Raw genomic sequence first — 19627 nt, 5'->3', positions numbered from 1 at the left:
CGTCCTGTCGAGAAGAAGGCCGGAGAGTCGGCGCTGCGCGACCAGCCGTGTGCCGCAGCGACGCAATGCACGGTCCAACCGGGCGCGCATCCTGGCCACCGCGCGCCAGGAGCTCGGGCGGAAGCCCGACACCACTCTGGAGGAGCTGGCGCGCGCCTCCGCTCGTCAGGCGCACTCTTTTCGGGCACTTCCCCGGCCGGGCGGCGCTCCTGGAGGCGCTGGCCGAGGAGGCCGCCGAGGCTCTCCGGGCCGCCGCGGCAGCCGGGGTGAAGGCGGCGGACCCGGCCGAGCGGGCGCTCGCGCGCTTCTCGATGTCGATGTGGCCGGTGGGCGACCGGTACCGGATGCTCCTGGCGCTGGCCCAGCGGGACCTGGGCATGGAACGGGTCACCAAGATCCTTGAGCCCGCCCGCGTCAAGGTCACCGCCATTCTGGACCGGGGGCAGCGGGACGGCGTCTTCCACTCCCACCTGCCGCCCGCGGTCATGGGTGCCGGCCTGGAGGGGATGACGGTCGCCCTGCTGGAAGAGGTCAACACCGGCGCGCTGGAGGACGACGGGACGCGTACGGCCGTCGCCACGCTCATCGCGGCCGGTGTGCCGGAGAAACAGGCACGCCTCGTGGTCGATGACGTGGCCGCCGCGATCGCGGCGGAGGCCATCGCCGATAGCTGAGTCGCAGCACGGCTGTTGGACCGCGTCGGCGTTGCGGAAGCCGAAGCCCCGGCGGATGCCTGCGGCGCGGCGCGGAGCTGCCTTGTCCAGGTCCTTACCAATTTGTCGTCTCCTGCCTACACTTGATTCATGACCACCCCAAGTGCGAACTCATTGGCGGGAGTTGTATCGGCGACCGCAGCGGGTGAGCGGCTGGTGTTCGTGCCACGTCGAGTCCTGGAACTCGGTACCGACGTCGTCACCGGCGTCCTTATACCGCCGGTGATGGCGGTCCCCTTCCTGATACCGATCCTGGGGGTCGCCCTGGGCATCGGTTCCTGGGCCATCCTCTGGGTTGCCCTTGGGCTGATAGCCCTGGCCATAACCGTGGTCGTCCCGGCCGTGATGTTCATGACGTTGACCGAAAAGGTGCGGTGGATCGAGTTCCGCCCTCACGGGAGTACGAAGCAACTCGTGATCGCGTACTTCCTGCGTTCCTCCACCGTTGCCGCGGCTGATCTGAAGCGCGTCGTCCTTTCCGAACAGTTCAAAGCGGGCCAGCGAAAGTCGCTCGAAGTGGTGCTGCACATGCGCGGAGGGACGGTGAAGTGCAAGCCGGGAACTCTGGGCCCGATGTCCCGAGTCGGCGCGGAGGCACTGCTCGACTGGCTGACCGGTCAACTCGGCCCGGCCGGCATAGCGGTGGAGCACCAAACGGAGATCGACCGCAGCTTCGTGTGCCCCGACGAGTGGTACTCGGAAGCACGCCTGGCCGCTCTGTGGCAGGTGCCCGCCAACGAGGTCGATGAGCTGGTCGTCCGCCACGGCATCGACACTTACACGTTCACGCCCCGCGGCGCCGCGCTGTACTCGCCGGCCAGAACGACAACGGTCTACGACCCGGCCGGGGCACACGACGTCGCGGAGAAACTCCGCAGGAAACGCACCGTGAGCCCCCCGGTCGACGGCATACAGGAAACACCGCACCCGTGAAAAAGGGACGGGGACGGTGCAGGGTGTCCCCTCCCGGCACCGTCCGGGGCCGTGCGCCGCTCAGGCACGGGGCCCGTTCTGGGTGGAGGAGGCCGGATCGGGCTTCCGGCCTCCGGTCGGCGGTCATGGGTCGCGCCGAACCTGTGGGGCTCAGACGGCGCCCGCGGTTTCGCTCTCGGCCGCTGCTTCCGCCGCCGCCGATTCCTCCTGGCGGTGCTTCCCGGTGGCCTTGCGGCCGGGCAGCACGGCAATGACGATCAGGGTGCCGGCGCCCATGATGATCGCGCCGATGAGGCTGGTGTGCGCGATGGCGTGGGCGAAGGACTCGTGCACCGCCTCGATCAGGGTCTGAGCCTGCTGGGGGCCACCGCCCGGGGTCTTGGCGATGTGCTCGGCGACCGCGAGGCCGCCGCCCACCGAGTCCTTGGCGGTGTCCATCGCCTCGGCCGGGAGGCGACCGCCGACCATGTCGGTCAGCTTGTCCTTGTAGGACGTGGCGAGGAGCGAGCCGAGAACGGCGATACCCAATGCGCAGCCGAGTTCCAGCGCCGTGTCGTTGGCGCCGCCGCCGACGCCCAGCTCGGACTCGGGGAAGGAGCCCATGATGGTGTCGGTGGCCGGGGACAGGCTCAGGCCGATCGCGAAGCCGAGCATCAGCAGGGGCGTCAGGAAGTCCGAGTACGTTGAGCCCGACTCGATCTGCGTGAGCAGGAAGACGCCCGCCGTGCCGATCACCATGCCGGCGCCCACGACCAGCTTCACGCCCAGCTTCGGGGCCAGCTTGCCGGTGACCGCGGCGCCGACGAAGACGGCTCCGGTCAGCGGCAGAAGGCGTATGCCGGTCTCCAGGGCGTTGTACTCGAGAACGAACTGCAGGAACTGGGTGGAGTAGTAGATCGAACCGAAGGTGCCGAAGAAGAAGAACAGCACCGCGAGCAACGGATCATCGCCGTGTCCCTCGTGTCGTTGCTGATCGGTGGCGTCGCTGTCGACCGGGTCGCCGCAGCCCGTGCGGAGAGCCGTATGGCAAAGGTGTTCCAGGACGGCATGGGAACCGCGGAGCGGCCTTCGGTGCACGTCAGGGGCTTCCCCGTGCTGACACAGCTGGCTGAGGGCAGCCTGAGTCACGTCGACCTCACTGCCCCGACATACCTGCCGACGGCTCGACCCGGCCCCTGGGTGACGAAGCTGTCGGTCGGCCTCGACGGTCTGAGGACCTCGGGGAGCGCCGACGAGTCCCATGCCCGCAGGGTCGAGGCGACCGCGTTCCTGTCGTACGAGGACGTGTCGGCCGTGCTCGGCGTGAGCCTGTCGCGAGGCGACGAGCCGGGCCGGATCAACGTGACGGCCAGTCTGCCGCTCGCCGGCGGCGTGACCGTGAGTGCGGCCGTCTCGGCGGCGAAGGGCGACCGCATAGCCTTCACGGACGTCCGTACGGTCCAGGGTGAGCTGATCCCGCCCCTGAAGGCGCTGCTCGACAAGGCCCTGGAAGAGCCCGTCCCGCTGGAGAACGTCACCAAGGGGCTGCACCTACGCTCGGTCACCACCACGGAGAACGGGATCGACGCCCGCTTCACCGGCCACTCGGTCACCTTCCGTCCGAGCTCGTCGTCCACCGCGTAGAGGGAGCGGACGCCGGGGATCGGTCAGGCGAGGTCGGGGAGGGGGCGCCGGGCGACCTCGTGGGCGTCGTCCGGCGGGACGCCCAGCATGCGCAGGACCATCTCGGCGAGGTTCACCGCGGCATCGTCGCCGTCCACATCGGGCCGGGCGAATCGCAGCTCCACCAGGGACAGCAGGGTCCCGCCCAGGACAGACAAGGCGACCACCGGGTCGACGGCGGTGAAGCGGCCGGAGGCCATGCCCACCTCGACGTCCCGCAGCGCGCGCCGGGCCAGGCCGTTGTCCGAGTGGATGTGGCCCAGGCCCCGGCGGCGCAGCACCTGCATCAGCTCCGGGTGCGACTCGGCCATGCGGGCGCTGAGCCGGAAGCTCGTCGAGACGAGCTCCGCGGGGTCGTCGATCCCGGCCAAGCGCTCGTCGAAGGTCTGGCCGAACTCCTCCAGCGCGTCCCGCACCGCGGCCTCGAACAGCTCCGTCTTCGAGTCGAAGTGGTTGTAGAACGAGCCGAAGCCGACGTCGGCGCGCTCGGCGATCACCTGGATGCTGACGCTGGTGTCCCCGGTCTCGGCGAGTATCTGGCGGGCCGCGCGGACGAGAGCTCCGCGGGTCTCGGCGCGACGCCGCTCGAATCGGTTGCTGGGCGGGGCTGACGTAGGCATACGCAAAGTCTAACCGCGGAGACGATGACGATCGCAGTCCTGATGAATTCATCATTTCCTGCCGCGAACGCCTTGACGACAGAACTGTCACACTTGATGATTTCCTCATTACGGCAATGTTGCTTGGAGGACACCATGTCCGAAACCCGCATCAACGCAGTCGGCGTCCCGGACGTCAGGACGGCCCATCAGGACCTCCACAGCGCGCAGGGCGCCCTGCGCGGCGAACATCCCGGGCGCTCCCGCAACCCCCTGATCAAGGTGGCCGACCTGGCATGGCTGGAGTTCGAGAAGCCCGACCTGGACCGGGCCGAGGTCTTCGCCCGGGACTTCGGCTTCGGTATCGCCGCCCGGAGCGAGAGCGAGCTGTGGCTGCGGGGCACCTTCGCCGGCTCGCCTTGCATGGTGATCCGGCGCGGCCGGACCTCCCGTTTCATCGGTCCGGCGTTCCGCGCCGCCGAGCGGGCCGACCTGGACCGGCTGGCCCGAGCCACGGGCACGTCCGTACGGGACGCGGACGTTCCCGGCGGCGGCAAGGCGGTCGACCTGCTCGACCCCTCCGGCTTCCCGGTCCGGGTCGTACACTGCGCGGAGGAACTGCCGGCGCTGCCCGAGCAGCAGCCGCTGCTGCTCAACTTCGGTACCGATCACCGTCGCACGAACGTCACCCAGCGCCCGCCGCGTGAACCCTCCCGCATCCAGCGTCTGGGCCATGTGGTCCTGGAGACGCGGGTGTTCGGGCGCGCCCTCGACTGGTACCTGGACACCCTCGGGATGATCGTGTCCGACTTCCTGTTCCTGGACGGCCAGCGCGGCCGTGGCCCGACGATGGCGTTCATCCGCTGTGACCAGGGCAGCCGGGCCGTTGACCACCACACGCTGGCCATACACCTGGGCCCGGGCAACGGCTACGTCCACTCCGCCTACCAGGTGACCGACCTCGACTCGATCGCCGCAGGCGGCGAGTACCTGGCCGAGCGCGGCTACCAGCGCAGCTGGGGCATCGGCCGGCACATCCAGGGCAGCCAGCTCTTCGACTACTGGCGTGACCCCGACCGCTTCATGCTGGAGCACTTCGCCGACGGCGACCTGTTCTCCTGCGACCTGGAGCCCGGCTGGGCACCCATGTCGACCACCGGCCTCGCCCAGTGGGGACCTCCTGCCACCCGTGACTTCCTCGGCGCGAGCCCCTCCCCGCAGCGGGTCCGTGACGTCATCGAAGCCCTGCGAGGCGACAACGAGATGGACCCGGCACGCCTGCTGGGCCTGCTCAAAGCCGCCAAGTCCTGAAACCCAACCCCCTCACGAAGGTACTGATATGAGCACCAACGTCCTGCGCACCGCCGACGGATGGTGGGTCCTCCGCGGCGACCGGGCCGTCCCCGTCGACACCAAGGCCGCCACCACCGCCGAGCTGATCGCCGACCGGGCGGCCGTACGAGAGGCCTCCCTCTCCGGGGAGGCGGGCACGCCCGTCGTCGACCTGGCCGCCCTCTCGCCGGTCACCACCCCCTGCCGGGTGGTCGCCCAGATGGTCAACTACCGCAGCCACGCCCGCGACTCGGGCTTCACCGGCGACATCCCGCCCGCCTTCTTCCGCAAGGCGTCCGGTTCGGTGAGCGGCCCGGGTGAGGCGATCGTCCGGCCGTCGCACGTGAAGTTCCTCGACTACGAGATCGAGCTCGGGCTCGTCATGGGTGCACCCCTGCCCGTCGGCACCGTGGTCGAGGAGCGTGACCTGCCGTCGTATGTCGCCGGGCTGGTGATCACGAACGACGTCAGCGCCCGTGATGTACAGCTGACCAAGACGCAGTTCTACGAGAGCAAGTCGTACCCGACCTTCACACCGACCGGCCCCTACCTGGCGCTGCTGGACCCCGAGGACTTCGCCCACCTCCTCGATCTGCGGCTGAATCTGTCGGTCAACGGCGAGCTGCGTCAGGACCGCACTCTCGCCGACATGATCGTCCGCCCGGCGCAGGCGCTGACCTTGCTGGCCCGCTTCCAGACCCTCGGCCCCGGCGACCTGCTGCTCACCGGGACCCCCGGCGGCACGGCCCTCAAGGCCCCGCCCAAGGCCGTCGAGAAGATCGGCGCGCTGCTGCCGCCCGCCGTGAAGTGGAAGGCGTTCTTCAAGAGCCAGGCCCGTAACCCGCACTACCTGCACACGGGTGACGTGATCACGGCGACGATCTCGACCGCGGACGGGCGGATCGACCTCGGCGAGCAGCGCACGCCCGTCACGGACGCGAAGTAGGACCCGAGGTGAGCCGCACATGACCGCCGACCAGGCCGGACCCCGGGACACCACACCCGCTCCCGCACCCGGGCCCGCACAGACAGACCCCGCACCCGTCGTGATCATCGGCGCCGGGCCGGTGGGCGTGACCGCCGCCCTCCTCCTCGCCCGGCGCGGTATCCGCACCGTCGTCCTGGAACGCCACCAGGACCTCTACCCGCTCCCGCGTGCCGTCGCCACCGACGACGAGGTGCGCCGCATCCTCCAGGCCGCGGGCGTGGGCGAGGAGTTCGCCGCGATCGCCCGCCGCGCTAACGGCCTTCGGCTGCTGGACGCCCGGCACCGGGTCATGGCCGAGTTCCGGCGCTCCGCGCACGGCCATCACGGCTACCCGCAGACCAGCATGTTCGACCAGCCCGAGCTGGAGCGACTGCTGCGCGACGCCCTCGCCCGCCGCCCGGAGTGCGAGCTGCGGGGCGGTGTCGAGGTCACCGGCGTAGTCCCGGACCCGGCCGGCCCCGTGCGCGTGACCTACCGCGACGACGACGGTGAGCACCATCTGTGGGCCGAGGCGGTCCTCGGCTGCGACGGCGCGGGCAGCCTCACCCGTACGGCCATCGGCGCCGCATGGGAGGATCTGCGCTTCGAGGAACGCTGGACCGTCATCGACGTCCGCACGAAGGCCGACGTCCGCTGCTGGGAAGGCGTCGACCAGGTCTGCGACCCGCACCGGCCGGCGACGTTCATGCGCGTCGGTGAGGACCGCTACCGCTGGGAGTTCCGGCTGCAAGACGATCAGCAACCGGTCCGCGAACTGATCGCCCCGTGGCTGTCGCCCTCGTACGACGGGGACTTCGAAGTCGTACGGGAGACGCAGTACACCTTCCGGGCGCGGGTGGCCGACCGGTGGCGCAGCGGACGGGTCTTCCTCCTCGGCGACGCCGCCCACCTCACCCCGCCGTTCATCGGGCAGGGGCTGTGCTCGGGCCTGCGTGATGCCCACAACCTCACCTGGAAACTGGCCCGCGTCCTGGGCCAGGGCGGCGACGAACGGCTGCTGGACACCTACGAGAGCGAGCGCAAGCCGCACGCACGGCATGCGATCCGGCTCGCGGTCGCCATGGGCTGGGCCATGACCGGCGGCCAGGACGGCGCCGCCGCACTGCGCCGCAGGATCCTGGCCGCGGCCTGCCGCATACCCGGCCTCACCGCGGCGGCGGGCCGCGATCTCAGCCCACCCCTAGCCGCCGGGCCCCTCGTCCGGCGCCGTATGCGCAGGAGCCTCGTGGGCACCCACTGCCCGCAACCATGGGTGGCGGGAGTCGACGGCCGGCGCTCCCGTCTCGACGAACTGCTCGGCGACAGCTTCACCGTCCTGACCGCCGCCGAACCTTCGCCCACGCTGCGCGCCCTCGCCCACGGGCTCGGCGTCCCGGCGATCCCCGTCACCGACCTCCGTGACGACGGCACCCTCACCGCCTGGCTGCGCGCCGGCCGGGCGGACGCCGTCCTGCTCCGCCCCGACCGCGTCGTCATGGACATCGTCCCAGCCGGGGGCCACGGCTTCACGGACACCGCCGCCTGGGCCTCTCTCCTGCACACCACGCGCAGCCCCCACCCTTCCCCACGGACGGTCGAGAAAAGCCTGCTGAGGAGCGCCACACGATGACCAGGCCGTACCCGGACCCCTTCACGACGCCCGATCCACAGGCCGTCGCCGACAGCCGCATCATGGACTCCGCCCGCCACGCCGGGCTCGACGGCACCGAGTACGCCGCCCTGCACCACTGGTCGGTCACCGACCTGGAAGGCTTCTGGGCCGCGGTGTGGGACTACTTCGACATCGACGCGGACACACCGTACGAGCAGGTGCTCGCCGAGGAGCGGATGCCGGGCGCCCGCTGGTTCCCGGGCGCCACCCTCAACTACACCCACCACGCCCTGCGCAACCTCACCGACGACACCGTGGCGATCATCGCCCTCGACGAGACCGGCTCCGGATACGAGGGGACCGGCGGTCGGCTGCGGGCACAGGTGGCCTCCGTTGCCGCAACCCTGCGCGACCCCCAACACACCGGTGTGGGCGGGAGGTTGCTCCCGTCTCGTCGGGGAGTCTTCCGGCGGTGGAGGTGCGGCTGGTTGGGGACCACATGGGGACCAGCAACGCCGCATGCTGGTGCACGGCAGGTGCGTTCACGCACGTTAGTAGCCCTCAAATAGCGGCACATGTCCCAATTGTGGCCCCGACGCGGCCATCTGGGGGTCAAGGGGTCGCAGGTTCAAATCCTGTCGTCCCGACTCTGCATTTCGCAGGTCGGAGGCCGTTCTCTCATCCGTGAGAGGGCGGCCTTTCGTGTGTCCGGGGGCCGTGGCGGTCGCAACGCTCGCTTCCGCCAGCGCGACCACAGCCGACCACGCCGTACGGCGAGTGGCGTGGAGCCGCCGAGCGCCGTCTCCCCCCGGTCGGACCGACTCGACGTACCCCGCGCCGCGGTACGCGCAGCGGGCCCGCGGCACAGTGCTTCACGGTGCGGGTGGGGCGGTCGTCTGTTCGTCGGTCAGGCGGGCCCGCCAGTCGCTGACGTAGTCGTCGGGCATGGACGCCAGGCGGGCGATTTCCCCGTCGCTACGCCCGTCGGACCAGGCCAGGATCCGCGTCACGGTGCGGTTCCGGGCGGCGCGGAAGTCCTTGAGGGCGTTCTCGAGGCGTTCGACTTCTTCGGCTTCGCGGACGAGCTGCTGGTCGACGGCGGAGCGTTCCTCGGCGCGCAACCGACGCAGATGGGCGTTCAGGCCCGTCAGGACCAGACCCTCTTGGTGCGCGGCGCTCTGGAACCCTTCGGCCAGGGCCGCCAGCGCACAGTCGGGAACGTCGGCGAGAGTGGCACCGAGGGGCTTGGCCGCCTCCCAGGTGCTCCTGCCCGCCTCTGTCGTCTCCAGCCAGACGCGGGCGTCCGTCGGGGTGCGGTCGCCGCACGCCTGCGCGCGGTAGGCGTACAGGGCGGCACGGTGGCCGTAGAAGGTGAAACCGTCCTCGATCTGCCGGTCGGCGGCGCGGCACATCCGGCCCGGTACACCGCCGTAGCCGCTGTCGGAACGGTAGTCGGCGTAGGCATCGAGTTCCGCGTCCGTGGCCAGGCCCCAGGAGGGGTCGCACAGGTCGGGGTTCATGGCGAGGAACGCGCCGACCTCGACGCGCCAGGCAGGGGTCGGCGTCGTGCGCGGCCCGGGCCAGAGGAGTTCGCCGGAGGGGGCGGAGGCGTGGGTCGTGGCGTGCTCGATGTCGTCCCAGGCGGTGGCGGCCTCAGCCGACCACTCCAGCTCGCCTTCCGGCCCGATCCGGTGGATCGAGTCCACGAGCCGCTGCACGGCGGGCAGTATGCGCAGCGCGAGCGCGTACAACTCCTCGGCGGTGAAGAAACGCCAGGAGCAGCCGTGCCGTTCGTCATGGGTCAGGTGACCGAGCAGCTGCACCATGACTCCGGGGGCCGGGACGGTCCCATCGCCGAGCGCCCTGCGGGGGAGGCCGGGAAGCTGACTGCCGAGGTCTTCGCCCGCGGCCCGCCAGTCGATGTCGCCGAACCAGACGCCGCCGCCGCGTGCGTCCACTGCCAGCCACTGGCGGTAGCCCACTCCCGGGCCGTAGCGCTGCTCCTGCTGCTCGGCGTGCTCGTCGTGCCACACGTACTCGGCCGGAGGCGGGTCCAGCTCTACGGCCATGAAGCCGTCCTCGGGCCGGTAACCGGTGAGGACGCGGGCCGTTCCCGGCGCGCTGTCGGCTGCGGTCATGAGGGGTTTCCTCTCGGTGGAACGTCAACCGCCGCAAACCTAGTGCACACCGGTCACACGGTAGTTTAATTTTCAGCCATAGTGTCCGATAGTCGGACGTGCGAGAATTCTGGGGTCGCGGTGCGGTCTACGCGCGTGCGGGCGACGCCAAGTTGGCCGTATTTCACGTGGCCTCCGCGATCCGCTCGCCTTCGGGCTGCCGGCCCCGCCGGACGGCGCACCTCGCGAGCGCACGGTCGGCGCCTGTGCGGCGAGCATCTGCTCCTGGTCCAGGACGGCGCGCGGGGCGTGCCGGGTGTCGATGCGGACGGCGTGGGTGCAGCGCGTCAACTCCGGCTCGGGGACGGAGCGCGCAAACGATCTGGGTGCTGCCGCGGGGCAGCACCGGTCGCGGCGTGACGGCAGCGCACAGCCCTGCGGCCACGAAGTCGAGCACGGTGTCGAAGTCTCCCCCTCGTATGGCAGGCGGCCCGGAAACCCGGCGTCTCGGCCATCCGGGAAAGCGGTTCCGGGCGCAGGGCGGCCTCCGGAGCCGCGATCCACGTCTCGGGCGCGAGGCCGGCCAGGTCGATGGCCTCCCTGTCGGCCGGGCGGGGCGTGCCGGGACACGGCCATCACCGGATCCCGGGCAACCGGCGTCCGGCGCGGCATCCGGGGCAGCGGGACGGGGGCGGGGGTGGAGTCGTAGTCGCAGCTGAGGGCCAGGTCCACGTCCCCTTGTGTGAGCCGGTTGTGGCCGGCCTCGGGCTCCGGTCGGCAGAGGCCGGCCTGCACGTGGGGGTAGGCCGTGTACGGTGCTGACGCCCACAGAGTCACTTCTGCGCCCACGCCGTCACCACCGTGCCGGGGCGCGGATCGGAGCCCTCCTGCCGGGGCTCGGCAGGTCGCCACGCGCCATCATCGGGCGGTGGATTCCCTCGGCGCCGGGCTGACCGTGGCCGTCCGTACGGCGGTCGGCACCGTCGAGGCGATCGAGAGCACCCGGCACCGCTTCGCCGTGGGCGTCCAGCGGCACCCACAGCGCGAAGCTCGCCGGGCCTGACTTTCCCGACACACCTGTCTTGACACCCTCCGGCGAAGCCAGCAGGATCGCAGCGTGAACCTGTCAGACAGCCAGACAGGTGGCCCGACCCCGCGGCGCGTCAGCGCGATGGAAGCGGTCTTCGGTCACCTGCGCAGCGCCATCGAGCGCGGTGAGTACGCCGTGGGTGACAAGCTTCCCTCCGAAGCGGAGCTGTGCCGGACCCTCGAGGTCAGCAGGCCCGTGTTGCGGGAGGCCCTCCGGGCCCTCCAGGCCATGGGCCTGACCGTCTCCAAGACCGGCAAGGGCACGTTCGTCCTGGCCAGCACGGTCGACGACCCCACTTTCGGCGACTACGCCGCCAGCGACCTGCTGGAGGTGCGCCGGCACGTCGAGATCCCGGTCGCCGGGTACGCCGCGCTGCGCCGCACCCCGGAGGACCTGGACCATCTGGGCCACCTGCTCGACCGGATGGAGCAGGAGACCGACACCACCGCGTGGGTGGCGATGGACACCGTCTTCCACCTGGCGGTGGCCGAGGCATCCCGCAACCCCGTCTTCCGCCGCGTCATCGAGGAGATCCGCGACGCACTGGCGCGTCAGTCGACCTTCCTCAACGAACTGGGCGGCCGGCGCGAGCAGTCCAACTGCGAGCACCGGGCGATCCTCGAGGCGCTGGTCGACGGCTCCGAACACGACGCGGTCGAAGCCATGTCCCACCACCTCCTGCGGGTCGAGACGACCCTCACCGACATCGTGCGCCCCCAGCGCGCGGCCACCTCCACGGAAGGCAGCCCCGAGGCGTGGGCGAGCAGTTCCTCAACGACGAGCAGTTCCTCAACGACGAGCAGCGCCCCACGACCCGTTACGTCGACGCCGGCGACACCGGCTGCAACGACTCCTTGAAACCCCGGCACGTCAACGTGATCGCCCTCGGGGGTGCGATCGGCACCGGGCTCTTCCTCGGCGCGGGCGGGCGCCTGGCCGATGCCGGGCCCTCACTCGCCTTCCGCGTCGGGCGCGCGCACGGCGAGCTCGTCCTGTACCGGCCGTCCTCCGGTGCCTTCGTCTCGTACGCCCCGGAGTTCCTCGGGGAGAAGGGCGCGTACACCGCCGGCTCGACGTAGAAGATCGCCGACCGGGAGGACCGGGTGCGCATCCCGTGACGGCCGCCTCCCTCGCCCGGGCGGAAGTCGAGCCCCGGCTGCTCGCCGGGTTCGAGGGCGAGCCGATGGCCGGGGGCGGCAGGCCCACCGGCGGCATCCGGCCGGTGGCGGCCCCGGACCCGCCCACCACCGTCGCCGACGCCACCGCCCGACCCCAACCGCTTCACCACCTGACCCACCCACCACAAGAATGAGGACCCGCACGCCCATGACCGCCGCCACCCGCAGCGAACACGACCTGCTCGGGGACCGCGACGTCCCCGCCGACGCCTACTGGGGTGTCCACACCCTGCGCGCCACCGAGAACTTCCCCATCACGGGCACGCCCATCTCCGCCTACCCGCACCTGATCGACGCCCTCGCCACCGTCAAGGAGGCCGCCGCCCTCGCCAACGAGGAACTCGGCCTGCTGGAGCCCGCGAAGGCCGCCGCGATCGTCACCGCCTGCCAGGAGATCCGCGGCGGCAAGCTGCACGACCAGTTCGTCGTCGACGTCATCCAGGGCGGCGCCGGCACCTCGACCAACATGAACGCCAACGAGGTCATCGCCAACCGGGCTCTGGAGCTGCTGGGACACGCCCGGGGCGAGTACCGGCACCTGCACCCCAACGAGGACGTCAACCTCGGGCAGTCCACCAACGACGTCTACCCGACCGCCGTCCGGATCGCGACCGTCTCCGCGGTGCACGGCCTGCTCGACGCCATGGCCGTCCTCCAGGAGGCCTTCGCCCGCAAGGCCCTCGAGTTCCACGACGTCCTGAAGATGGGCCGGACCCAGCTGCAGGACGCCGTGCCGATGACGCTCGGGCAGGAGTTCTCCGCCTTCGCCGTCATGCTCGACGAGGACCGCAGCCGGCTCGCGGAGGCCCTCGAACTGATCCACGAGATCAACCTCGGCGCGACCGCGATCGGCACCGGCCTCAACGCCCCCGCCGGATACGCCGAGTCGGCCCGCCGCCACCTCGCCGACATCACCGGGCTGCCGCTGGTCACCGCGGCCAACCTGGTCGAGGCCACCCAGGACTGCGGCGCGTTCGTCCAGATGTCCGGTGTCCTCAAGCGCATCGCCGTCAAGCTGTCCAAGACCTGCAACGACCTGCGCCTGCTGTCCTCCGGACCGCGCGCGGGCCTCGGCGAGATCAACCTGCCGCCGGTGCAGGCCGGGTCGAGCATCATGCCCGGCAAGGTCAACCCGGTGATCCCCGAGGTCGTCAACCAGGTCGCCTTCGAGGTGATCGGCAACGACGTCACCATCACCATGGCCGCCGAGGCGGGGCAGCTCCAGCTCAACGCCTTCGAGCCGGTCATCCTGCACTCGCTGTCGGAGTCCATCACCCACCTGCGCGCGGCCTGCCTCACCCTCGCAGAGCGCTGCGTGGCCGGCATCACCGCCAACACCGAGATGCTGCGCGCGACGGTCGAGAACTCCATCGGCCTGGTGACCGCCCTGAACCCGCACATCGGGTACACCGCCGCCACCGACATCGCCAAGGAGGCACTCGCCAGCGGCAGGGGTGTGGCCGAGCTCGTCCTGGAGAGGGGCCTGCTCCCGGCCGAGAGGCTCGCCGCGCTGCTGCGGCCCGAGGAGATCGCGGGAACCGGAGCGGCCGGGGCCTGACGACGGGACGGCCGCCGGCCGGACGTCCGTGGGCGCCCGGCCCGCACCGGCCCGGCGCCCCGACGGGTGTGGATCAGCGTCCCTCGATGCCCGACCGGACCGCTCGGCGGGCGTCGTCGGCGGCGTCGGTGTCGTCGGCGAGCAGAGCGGGCTCGGCGAGTTCGCGACACGCGGCGAGGGTGTGGGCGGCCAGGGCTGCCCGCACCCCCGGGAGCGAGGCGGGTGCGGCGGACGGGCCGGTGAGCCCGAGACCGACCGGCACCAGGGCGAGTGCCGGGGCGGCGAAGGGCAGCGGCCCGTCGGCGCCTGCCCGAGAGGTCGGCCATTCGTGTGTTCGGAGGCCGCTGCCCTCGGTGTCGCCCCACCTGCTCCGCTAGCATGTTCGAGCAACGCTGACCAAGTTGAATCATGAACATCGGCTGAAGAATTGATATCTGGGGTATCGCGCGTGCTCGCGCGCATCGACGGGGGAGTCGAGCCGGCTGTGTGGCGTCGTCCACGGGTGGTGCTGTGGGCCGCGGTGGGCCTGGTGGCCCTCGGATTCCTCGTCGCCCTGGAGATCGCCGCGCGCGGTTACGGCGTGCCGGGTCCGATCACGGCCCAGGCGCGCGAGGTGATCTTCGCTCCCGCGTCGGGGACGGTGCTGTACGCCAGCATGACCTTGATGCTGGTCGTGCTCACCTGGCGGCAGCGGTTCATCGCGGTCGGCGCCGCCATCGGCATCGACCTGGTCTTCTGGCTCGTGCGGTGGCTGGTCGGGGCCGAGATGATGTACGGCAACGGCGCGTTGTGGGTGACGCTGGCCTGTGCCGTCGTGGCCGTGACGCGCCGCACCGGCCGGGAGCGCGTCCTGCTGCTGCAGGGCGTCGGACTGGCCCTGCTGCTGGTGGCCGGCCGCAAGACCGGCTACACGTGGCTGCTGATCACGTCGAAGACCCGCCCGATGGTGCTCGACCCGTACGTGGCGGCCGCGGACCAAGCGCTGGGCAACCCGTCGTGGGTGGCGGGGAAGATCGTCGAGGCCACCGGCTCGGTCGGCGCGCACGTCCTCGACTGGGTCTACGTGCAGCTCGCGGTGGCCGCGGTCATCGTCGCGCTGTACCAGCTGCGCAACGTGGCGGTCGAGCGCCGTTTCCCGGGCCACCACCTGGTCCGCACCTTCCTGGTCATCGGCCTGCTCGGACCGGGCATCTACATGATCTTCCCGGTGGTCGGGCCGATCTTCGCCTACGGCGCCGACGGGGGCCAGTGGGCGCTGGCCGAGCTGTGGCCGAACACGCCGCCGCCGGTCGGGACCCCGGGCCCGATACCGTTCGACGAGGTCACCCCGCGCAACTGCATGCCCAGCCTGCACACGGCGTGGGCCACCGCGATCTTCCTGCATTCCCGCAAGGGGCCGTGGGCCCTGCGCTTCCTGGGCGTCTTCTGGCTGATCACCACGCTCGGCGCGACCCTGGGCTTCGGCTACCACTACGGTGCGGACATTGTCGCTGGTGTCGTGTTCACGCTCACGATCGACGCGGCGATGCGCTCGCTCGACCGCGGCTGGGACCGGCAGGGAATCCGGCTGGTCTGCCACGGCACCGCGGTCTTCGTGGCGCTCCTCGCCTCGTACCGCTACCTGTCGGTGGAGATGGCCGGGCATCCCTGGGTGTTCGGGCCGCTGATCCTGCTGGCGACGGCCTCGGTGGCCTACGGCTACGCACGGGCCACCCGGCGCTGGGACCGGCAGGCCGCGCCGGTGCAGCTGCCGGAACAGCGCCGCGAACCGCAGCCCGAACTGGTCTGACCGGCGGTACCGAAAGGCGTGGGCGCCGACGCGGACGTCGGTGCCCCCGGCGGTCAGCCGAAGTGCGCCGTGATGCGCTGCAGCGGGGCGAACTTGAAGTTCTGGTTGCCGCTCGTGCCGGGAGAGCCGTGGGAGCCGTCCTGGCAGACGAAGACGCCCTGCGGGAAGGCCGGGCCGAGGTCGGCGGCTGTGGCGTCTATGCCGCCGGCGTCCTCGCAGTCGTCTGCGGCGGTGCCGTTCGCGACGGAGAACCGGCCCGGCCAGGTAGGCGCGGGTGGTGCGGTCGCAGACGACGGCGGCCACCTGGGACCGGATCCCCGCCCTGATCGAAGCCGTGCGCTCCGAGGTCGGCGCGGCGGCCCTGAAGGCCACCGGCACCCCGCGACCGTCAACTGCCGGCTCACCCACGTCCACCCCGACGGCGCGGCGCCCCGACCCCTTCGCCACTAGCGGTTGCGCGGCCGGGACGCGCGGCGGCGGGAGATGCGGGACCTGCGCCCGGGCAGGGCCGGCGCGGCCAGCGCGAAGGCCACCGTGATGTGCGCCCCTCCCAGGGGGCTCCGGCCGATGCGCATCGACCCGCCCGTGGCGCTCGCCGCCCGCTGCGCGATGTCGAGGCCCAGCCCGGTGGAGCCGGTGCTGCTCCCGCGGGACAGTGCCCGCTCCGGCTCGGGGATGCCCGGTCCGCCGTCCTCCACGACCAGTTCCACGGACTGGGCCGTACGGACGACATGGACGCCGAACGGGGTCCCGGGCCCGGTGTGCCGGAAGATGTTGCCGATCAGCGCGTCCACGACAGCGGCGATGTCGTCGTCCGAGAGGCCGACGGAAGTGGGCTCCGGGGTCAGCCCGACGGAGCAGGACCGGTCCTGTTGTGCGGCCAGGACCGCCCAGAACGCGGTGCGGCGGCGGACGACCTCGCCCACCTCGCAGCGGGGCCCGGCCCCCTCCGGCGTACCGGGGGCCGGACGGCCCGCGGGGGCTTCCGCACCGAGCATGCCCTGGCCCATGGGGCCCACGGCGAGCGGTGTGCGCGCCGCGGCGATGATGGCCTGGAGCTCCGTCTCCAGTTCGCCGACCGCCGCCTCGACCCTCGCCGACTCCGGGGTGCCCGCCATGCGTTCCGACGCCAGGTGCAGGGCGGTCAGCGGGGTGCGCAGCCGGTGGGACAGGTCGGCGACCAGTTCGCGTTCCACGGCCAGCAGCTCGGTCATCCGGTGGGCCATCGCGTTGAAGGCGACGCCCGCGTCCCGCAGTTCCTTCGGGCCCATCGGGTCGACGCGGGCGTCCAGATCGCCCTGGCCGAGGGCGCGCGAGGCCTGCGCCAGCCGCTTCGAGGACCGTACGACCTTCGCGCCGAGGCGGTCGGCGACCAGCACCGAACCCGCGATCAGCCCCACGGCGAGGAAGCACATGACCGCCCACGACTCCATCACCCCGCGGGTCAGCTCCTTCTCGGGAACGAAGTTCTCGATGACGGCGACCCGTTCCCCGGGGAGCACCACCGGCTGCAGGCAGATCCATCCGCCCGGTATCTCCCGGGAGATGGACTCCCGCCCCTTCTGCGCCCGTTCGAGCAGCGCGGCCGGGGCCTTGGAGCTGCCGAGCGGGCCGGAGTCCGGCAGATGCACGACCAGGTGCTCGGCCGCGTCCAGGCTCGCCGCGGACTCCCGCAGCGCGGACGGGTCCGTGGTCAGCGTGAGGACGGGCGCCAGGGCCGCGGCGCGCTGCTCGGCCGCGGTGACACCCTGCTCCTTGACCAGTGACATCACCAGGGCGGCCAGCGGTATGAGGAAGGACAGCGCGACCATGGAGGTCACGGCGAGCGCCACTCCGGCCAGCGAACGTCTCAACGCGGAGCCACCAGCTTGATGCCCACACCGCGTACGGTCAGCAGATAGCGCGGGGCGGCCGCGCGTTCGCCGAGTTTGCGGCGCAGGGACGACAGGTGCACGTCGACGGTCTGGTCGTCCACGTACGGCTCCCGCCAGACCTCGGTCAGCAGCCGCCGCTTGGAGACGACCTGGCCGGTGTGGTGGGCGAGGAACGCCAGCAGGTCGAACTCCCGCCGGGTGAGGCGCAGCTCCCGGCCGGCCAGGCAGGCGGTGCGCGCGCCCGGGTCCACCGTCAGCTCGCCGACGGTGGTGGCACGCAGAGGGTCCGACACCGCTGCCGCCACCGGCGCACCCGCCGCCGCGGGACCGGCGGCGGGCACCTGGCCGGTGCGCCGCAGGACGGCGGACAGCCGCGCGATGAGCTGCCCCCCGGAGAAGGGCTTGACCAGGTAGTCGTCGGCGCCCGCGTTGAGCAGGCTGATGATTTCCCGCTCGTCGTCGCGGGCGGTGGCCACCAGCACGGGCACGGAGGAAATGCCGCGGATCATGCGCAGGGCGTCCCCTCCGTCCAGATCGGGGAGTCCCAGGTCGAGGACCACCGCGTCGACGGGCGTCTGGGTGACCTCGCGCAGCGCGCCGAACCCGTCGGCCGCGCTGCGCACGGCGAACCCGTGCTCCGCCAGGACCTCGATCAGTGACTGGCGGATGCTGGGGTCGTCTTCCACGACCAGGACGCTGGGCATGGGGACACCTTAGGGGCTCGTCAGGTCCAGGCTTCGGGCAGCCTGGCGGACATCGAACACCGGGCCGTCGGCGGTGATGTGCAGGCGAACCGGGCGGTCGGAGACCGGGATGGTGCAGCCGTCGCGTTCGCTGCAGCTCGCGTAGCCGATCGACACGGTCGCCTCCCCGATCCCGTCGGCGCGGACGGGCAGGGTGGTCGTGACCGGGCCGTCCGGGTAGACGGGGACCGGGGCGCCGACGCCGGGCACGCTGATCGAGCGCACCTCCGCGGCTGCCGTGAGCTCGCCCTCCGCCTTGAGGGCCCCGGTGACGGACAGGACCGTCGGGCGCCCCACGCCCTCGATGCCGTCGGTCGGCAGATCGGTGCTGTAGAGGTGGAAACCCTTCTCCTCGGGGGCGAAGACCGCGGTGAGGGTGCCCTTCGAGGACTGCCAGCCGGACACCGACAGGGTGACGGTGACGCCCTTCTCGCTGAAGCTCGTCGTGGCTCCGGCAGCCGATGCAGATGCAGACGCCGACGCCGGCGCGGAAGCGGGTGCGCCGGCGTTCGCCGCGGGCTGCGCGCCGCATGCCGTGAGGGCTGTCAGGGCGGCCAGAAGTGCGGCCGCGGTACGGGCTTTGCGGGCACGCCCGGCCTGCGGTGAAAGGTTCATGTGTGCCTCGATGTCACGTGTCACGGGATCAGATTCGGTTCTCGGGCGGGCGGAGGGCGGCGGGCGGGTCGGAAGGTGCCCGGCAGCGGCGCACCGCCGAGCCCCGGCGCGGGCCGCCGGTGGCCGGCTGGGCTGCCCGCTGCGCGGGTCCGCCAGGTCGGCGACCGGCAGGCCGGCCCGGTGGCTGAGGCGGCCCGGTACGAGGGGCAGGACGCAGGGCGAGGAAGGAGACGAGTCCTGCGAAGATCGCCACGGGGGCGGCGATCAGGAGGGTTCCGCTGACGAGGCAGGGGGCGTCCTCGGCGGCGTGCGCGCCGTGTGCGACCGGTGTCATGGCGGTTCCTCCATGACGCGCGTGAGCAGGGGCCGCAACTGCTCGTCCGTGACCGCGCCCCCGATTCCGGCGGCGATGCGCCCCTGCCGGTCGATCACCAGGGTCGAGGGGACGGCCTGCGGGTCGAGCACGGCGGGCGGGAAGCGGAGCAGCAGCTCGCCCTCGGGGTCGTGGAGGCTGGGGAACGTCACGTCGTGGGCCCGTACGAAGGACCGGGCCGCGGCCCGGTCCCGGTCCCGGGTGTTGATCCCGAGGAACCGGACCCCGCCGGCCCGGGTCCGGCGGCTGAGCCGCTCCAGGTCGTCGGCCTCCGCCCGGCAGGGGCCGCACCAGGACCCCCACACGTTGAGGACGACGACGTGGCCCCGCAACTCGGCGAGCCCGACCCTGTTCCCGTCCAGGTCCTCGCCGGCCAGGGCGGGCGCGTCCTGCCGGGCGGCGGGGTCGAGGACCGCCGCCCGGGCCGCCGTCCGGACCGAGCCCGCCCGCCCGCCGTCCGGTGCGCCGGCGC

Annotated in this window: 18 protein-coding genes and 4 pseudogenes; 13 read left to right on the top strand and 9 right to left on the bottom strand. The window is 71.8% G+C overall.

What is annotated here, in order from left to right; translation table 11 throughout:
* Positions 1 to 4: 4 nt before the first annotated feature.
* Both HYE82_RS12395 and HYE82_RS12390 read left to right on the top strand, forming a co-directional pair.
* Positions 5 to 674 (top strand): annotated as a pseudogene (locus HYE82_RS12395) (TetR family transcriptional regulator).
* 129 nt (positions 675 to 803) lie between these two features.
* Entirely contained in the window at positions 804 to 1646 is an 843-nt protein-coding gene (locus HYE82_RS12390; protein ID WP_179174054.1) for a hypothetical protein, read from the top strand.
* A 150-nt stretch (positions 1647 to 1796) separates the two neighbouring features.
* Here the strand turns inward: HYE82_RS12390 and HYE82_RS12385 are convergent.
* Positions 1797 to 2585 (bottom strand): annotated as a pseudogene (locus HYE82_RS12385) (MFS transporter); the annotation flags it as partial.
* A gap of 12 nt (positions 2586 to 2597) precedes the next feature.
* Here HYE82_RS12385 and HYE82_RS12380 point away from each other — a divergent pair.
* Positions 2598 to 3269, top strand: a complete 672-nt coding sequence (locus tag HYE82_RS12380) for a DUF2993 domain-containing protein (RefSeq protein ID WP_179174053.1) — start codon at positions 2598 to 2600, stop codon at positions 3267 to 3269.
* Between the two features lie 23 nt (positions 3270 to 3292).
* On the opposite strand, the gene HYE82_RS12375 is transcribed toward HYE82_RS12380, so the two are convergent.
* Complete coding sequence (locus HYE82_RS12375; protein WP_179174052.1) at positions 3293 to 3928, bottom strand: TetR/AcrR family transcriptional regulator; 636 nt, start codon at positions 3926 to 3928, stop codon at positions 3293 to 3295.
* A gap of 135 nt (positions 3929 to 4063) precedes the next feature.
* On the opposite strand from HYE82_RS12375, the gene HYE82_RS12370 reads away from it, so the two are divergent.
* The 4 genes and pseudogenes from HYE82_RS12370 to HYE82_RS12355 form a co-directional block, all read left to right on the top strand.
* Positions 4064 to 5218, top strand: coding sequence for a VOC family protein (locus HYE82_RS12370; protein WP_179174051.1), 1155 nt, complete (start codon positions 4064 to 4066; stop codon positions 5216 to 5218).
* 28 nt (positions 5219 to 5246) lie between these two features.
* Positions 5247 to 6185 (top strand): fumarylacetoacetate hydrolase family protein, encoded by a 939-nt coding sequence (locus HYE82_RS12365; protein ID WP_179174050.1) that lies wholly within the window; start codon positions 5247 to 5249, stop codon positions 6183 to 6185.
* Positions 6186 to 6204: 19 nt separating this feature from the next.
* Positions 6205 to 7836 carry a bifunctional 3-(3-hydroxy-phenyl)propionate/3-hydroxycinnamic acid hydroxylase gene (locus tag HYE82_RS12360; RefSeq protein ID WP_218782537.1) on the top strand — a complete coding sequence of 544 codons (1632 nt, stop codon included), beginning with the start codon at positions 6205 to 6207 and terminating at the stop codon, positions 7834 to 7836.
* A pseudogene (locus HYE82_RS12355) lies at positions 7833 to 8231 on the top strand (acetyl-coenzyme A synthetase N-terminal domain-containing protein); the annotation flags it as partial. The gene HYE82_RS12360 and the pseudogene HYE82_RS12355, both read left to right, overlap by 4 nt.
* Before the next feature lie 459 nt (positions 8232 to 8690).
* Here HYE82_RS12355 and HYE82_RS12350 read toward each other — a convergent pair.
* Positions 8691 to 9956, bottom strand: a complete 1266-nt coding sequence (locus tag HYE82_RS12350) for a hypothetical protein (protein ID WP_179174049.1) — start codon at positions 9954 to 9956, stop codon at positions 8691 to 8693.
* Positions 9957 to 10863: 907 nt separating this feature from the next.
* Here HYE82_RS12350 and HYE82_RS37945 point away from each other — a divergent pair.
* The 5 genes and pseudogenes from HYE82_RS37945 to aspA all read left to right on the top strand — a co-directional run bounded on the left by HYE82_RS37945 (position 10864) and on the right by aspA (position 13761).
* Positions 10864 to 10998 carry a gamma-glutamyl-gamma-aminobutyrate hydrolase family protein gene (locus tag HYE82_RS37945; RefSeq protein WP_309144292.1) on the top strand — a complete coding sequence of 45 codons (135 nt, stop codon included), beginning with the start codon at positions 10864 to 10866 and terminating at the stop codon, positions 10996 to 10998.
* Between the two features lie 54 nt (positions 10999 to 11052).
* Positions 11053 to 11883 (top strand): FadR/GntR family transcriptional regulator, encoded by an 831-nt coding sequence (locus HYE82_RS12340; protein WP_309144291.1) that lies wholly within the window; start codon positions 11053 to 11055, stop codon positions 11881 to 11883.
* Positions 11781 to 12095: pseudogene (locus tag HYE82_RS12335) on the top strand (L-asparagine permease); the annotation flags it as partial. The gene HYE82_RS12340 and the pseudogene HYE82_RS12335, both read left to right, overlap by 103 nt.
* A 44-nt stretch (positions 12096 to 12139) precedes the next feature.
* Positions 12140 to 12337 (top strand): hypothetical protein, encoded by a 198-nt coding sequence (locus HYE82_RS12330; protein ID WP_179174047.1) that lies wholly within the window; start codon positions 12140 to 12142, stop codon positions 12335 to 12337.
* Positions 12338 to 12351: 14 nt separating this feature from the next.
* On the top strand, positions 12352 to 13761 hold the full coding sequence (aspA, locus tag HYE82_RS12325) for an aspartate ammonia-lyase (RefSeq protein WP_179174046.1): 1410 nt from the start codon (positions 12352 to 12354) through the stop codon (positions 13759 to 13761).
* Positions 13762 to 13834: 73 nt separating this feature from the next.
* Here aspA and HYE82_RS12320 read toward each other — a convergent pair whose 3' ends face one another.
* Positions 13835 to 14023 carry a hypothetical protein gene (locus HYE82_RS12320; RefSeq protein ID WP_179174045.1) on the bottom strand — a complete coding sequence of 63 codons (189 nt, stop codon included), beginning with the start codon at positions 14021 to 14023 and terminating at the stop codon, positions 13835 to 13837.
* 186 nt (positions 14024 to 14209) lie between these two features.
* On the opposite strand from HYE82_RS12320, the gene HYE82_RS12315 reads away from it, so the two are divergent.
* A complete protein-coding gene (locus tag HYE82_RS12315) occupies positions 14210 to 15550 on the top strand; it encodes a phosphatase PAP2 family protein (protein WP_309144290.1) in 1341 nt (446 codons plus the stop codon).
* 53 nt (positions 15551 to 15603) lie between these two features.
* On the opposite strand, the gene HYE82_RS37235 is transcribed toward HYE82_RS12315, so the two are convergent.
* The 5 genes from HYE82_RS37235 to HYE82_RS12290 all read right to left on the bottom strand — a co-directional run.
* Entirely contained in the window at positions 15604 to 15750 is a 147-nt protein-coding gene (locus HYE82_RS37235) for a phytase (RefSeq protein WP_309144293.1), read from the bottom strand.
* A 246-nt stretch (positions 15751 to 15996) separates the two neighbouring features.
* Positions 15997 to 17403: a HAMP domain-containing sensor histidine kinase gene (locus HYE82_RS12305; protein WP_179174043.1), complete on the bottom strand. Its 1407-nt coding sequence runs from the start codon at positions 17401 to 17403 to the stop codon at positions 15997 to 15999.
* Entirely contained in the window at positions 17400 to 18128 is a 729-nt protein-coding gene (locus HYE82_RS12300) for a response regulator transcription factor (protein WP_179174042.1), read from the bottom strand. Before HYE82_RS12300 ends, HYE82_RS12305 begins: the two co-directional genes overlap by 4 nt.
* Positions 18129 to 18137: 9 nt before the next feature.
* Complete coding sequence (locus HYE82_RS12295) at positions 18138 to 18806, bottom strand: hypothetical protein (protein WP_179174041.1); 669 nt, start codon at positions 18804 to 18806, stop codon at positions 18138 to 18140.
* 306 nt (positions 18807 to 19112) lie between these two features.
* Positions 19113 to 19627 (bottom strand): TlpA disulfide reductase family protein (locus tag HYE82_RS12290; protein WP_179174040.1); only part of this gene is annotated, 515 nt, incomplete at its 5' end.

The organism is Streptomyces sp. BR123, assembly GCF_013401435.1.
Classification (GTDB): domain Bacteria; phylum Actinomycetota; class Actinomycetes; order Streptomycetales; family Streptomycetaceae; genus Streptomyces.
This window is presented reverse-complemented; position numbering and strand designations above follow the sequence as displayed.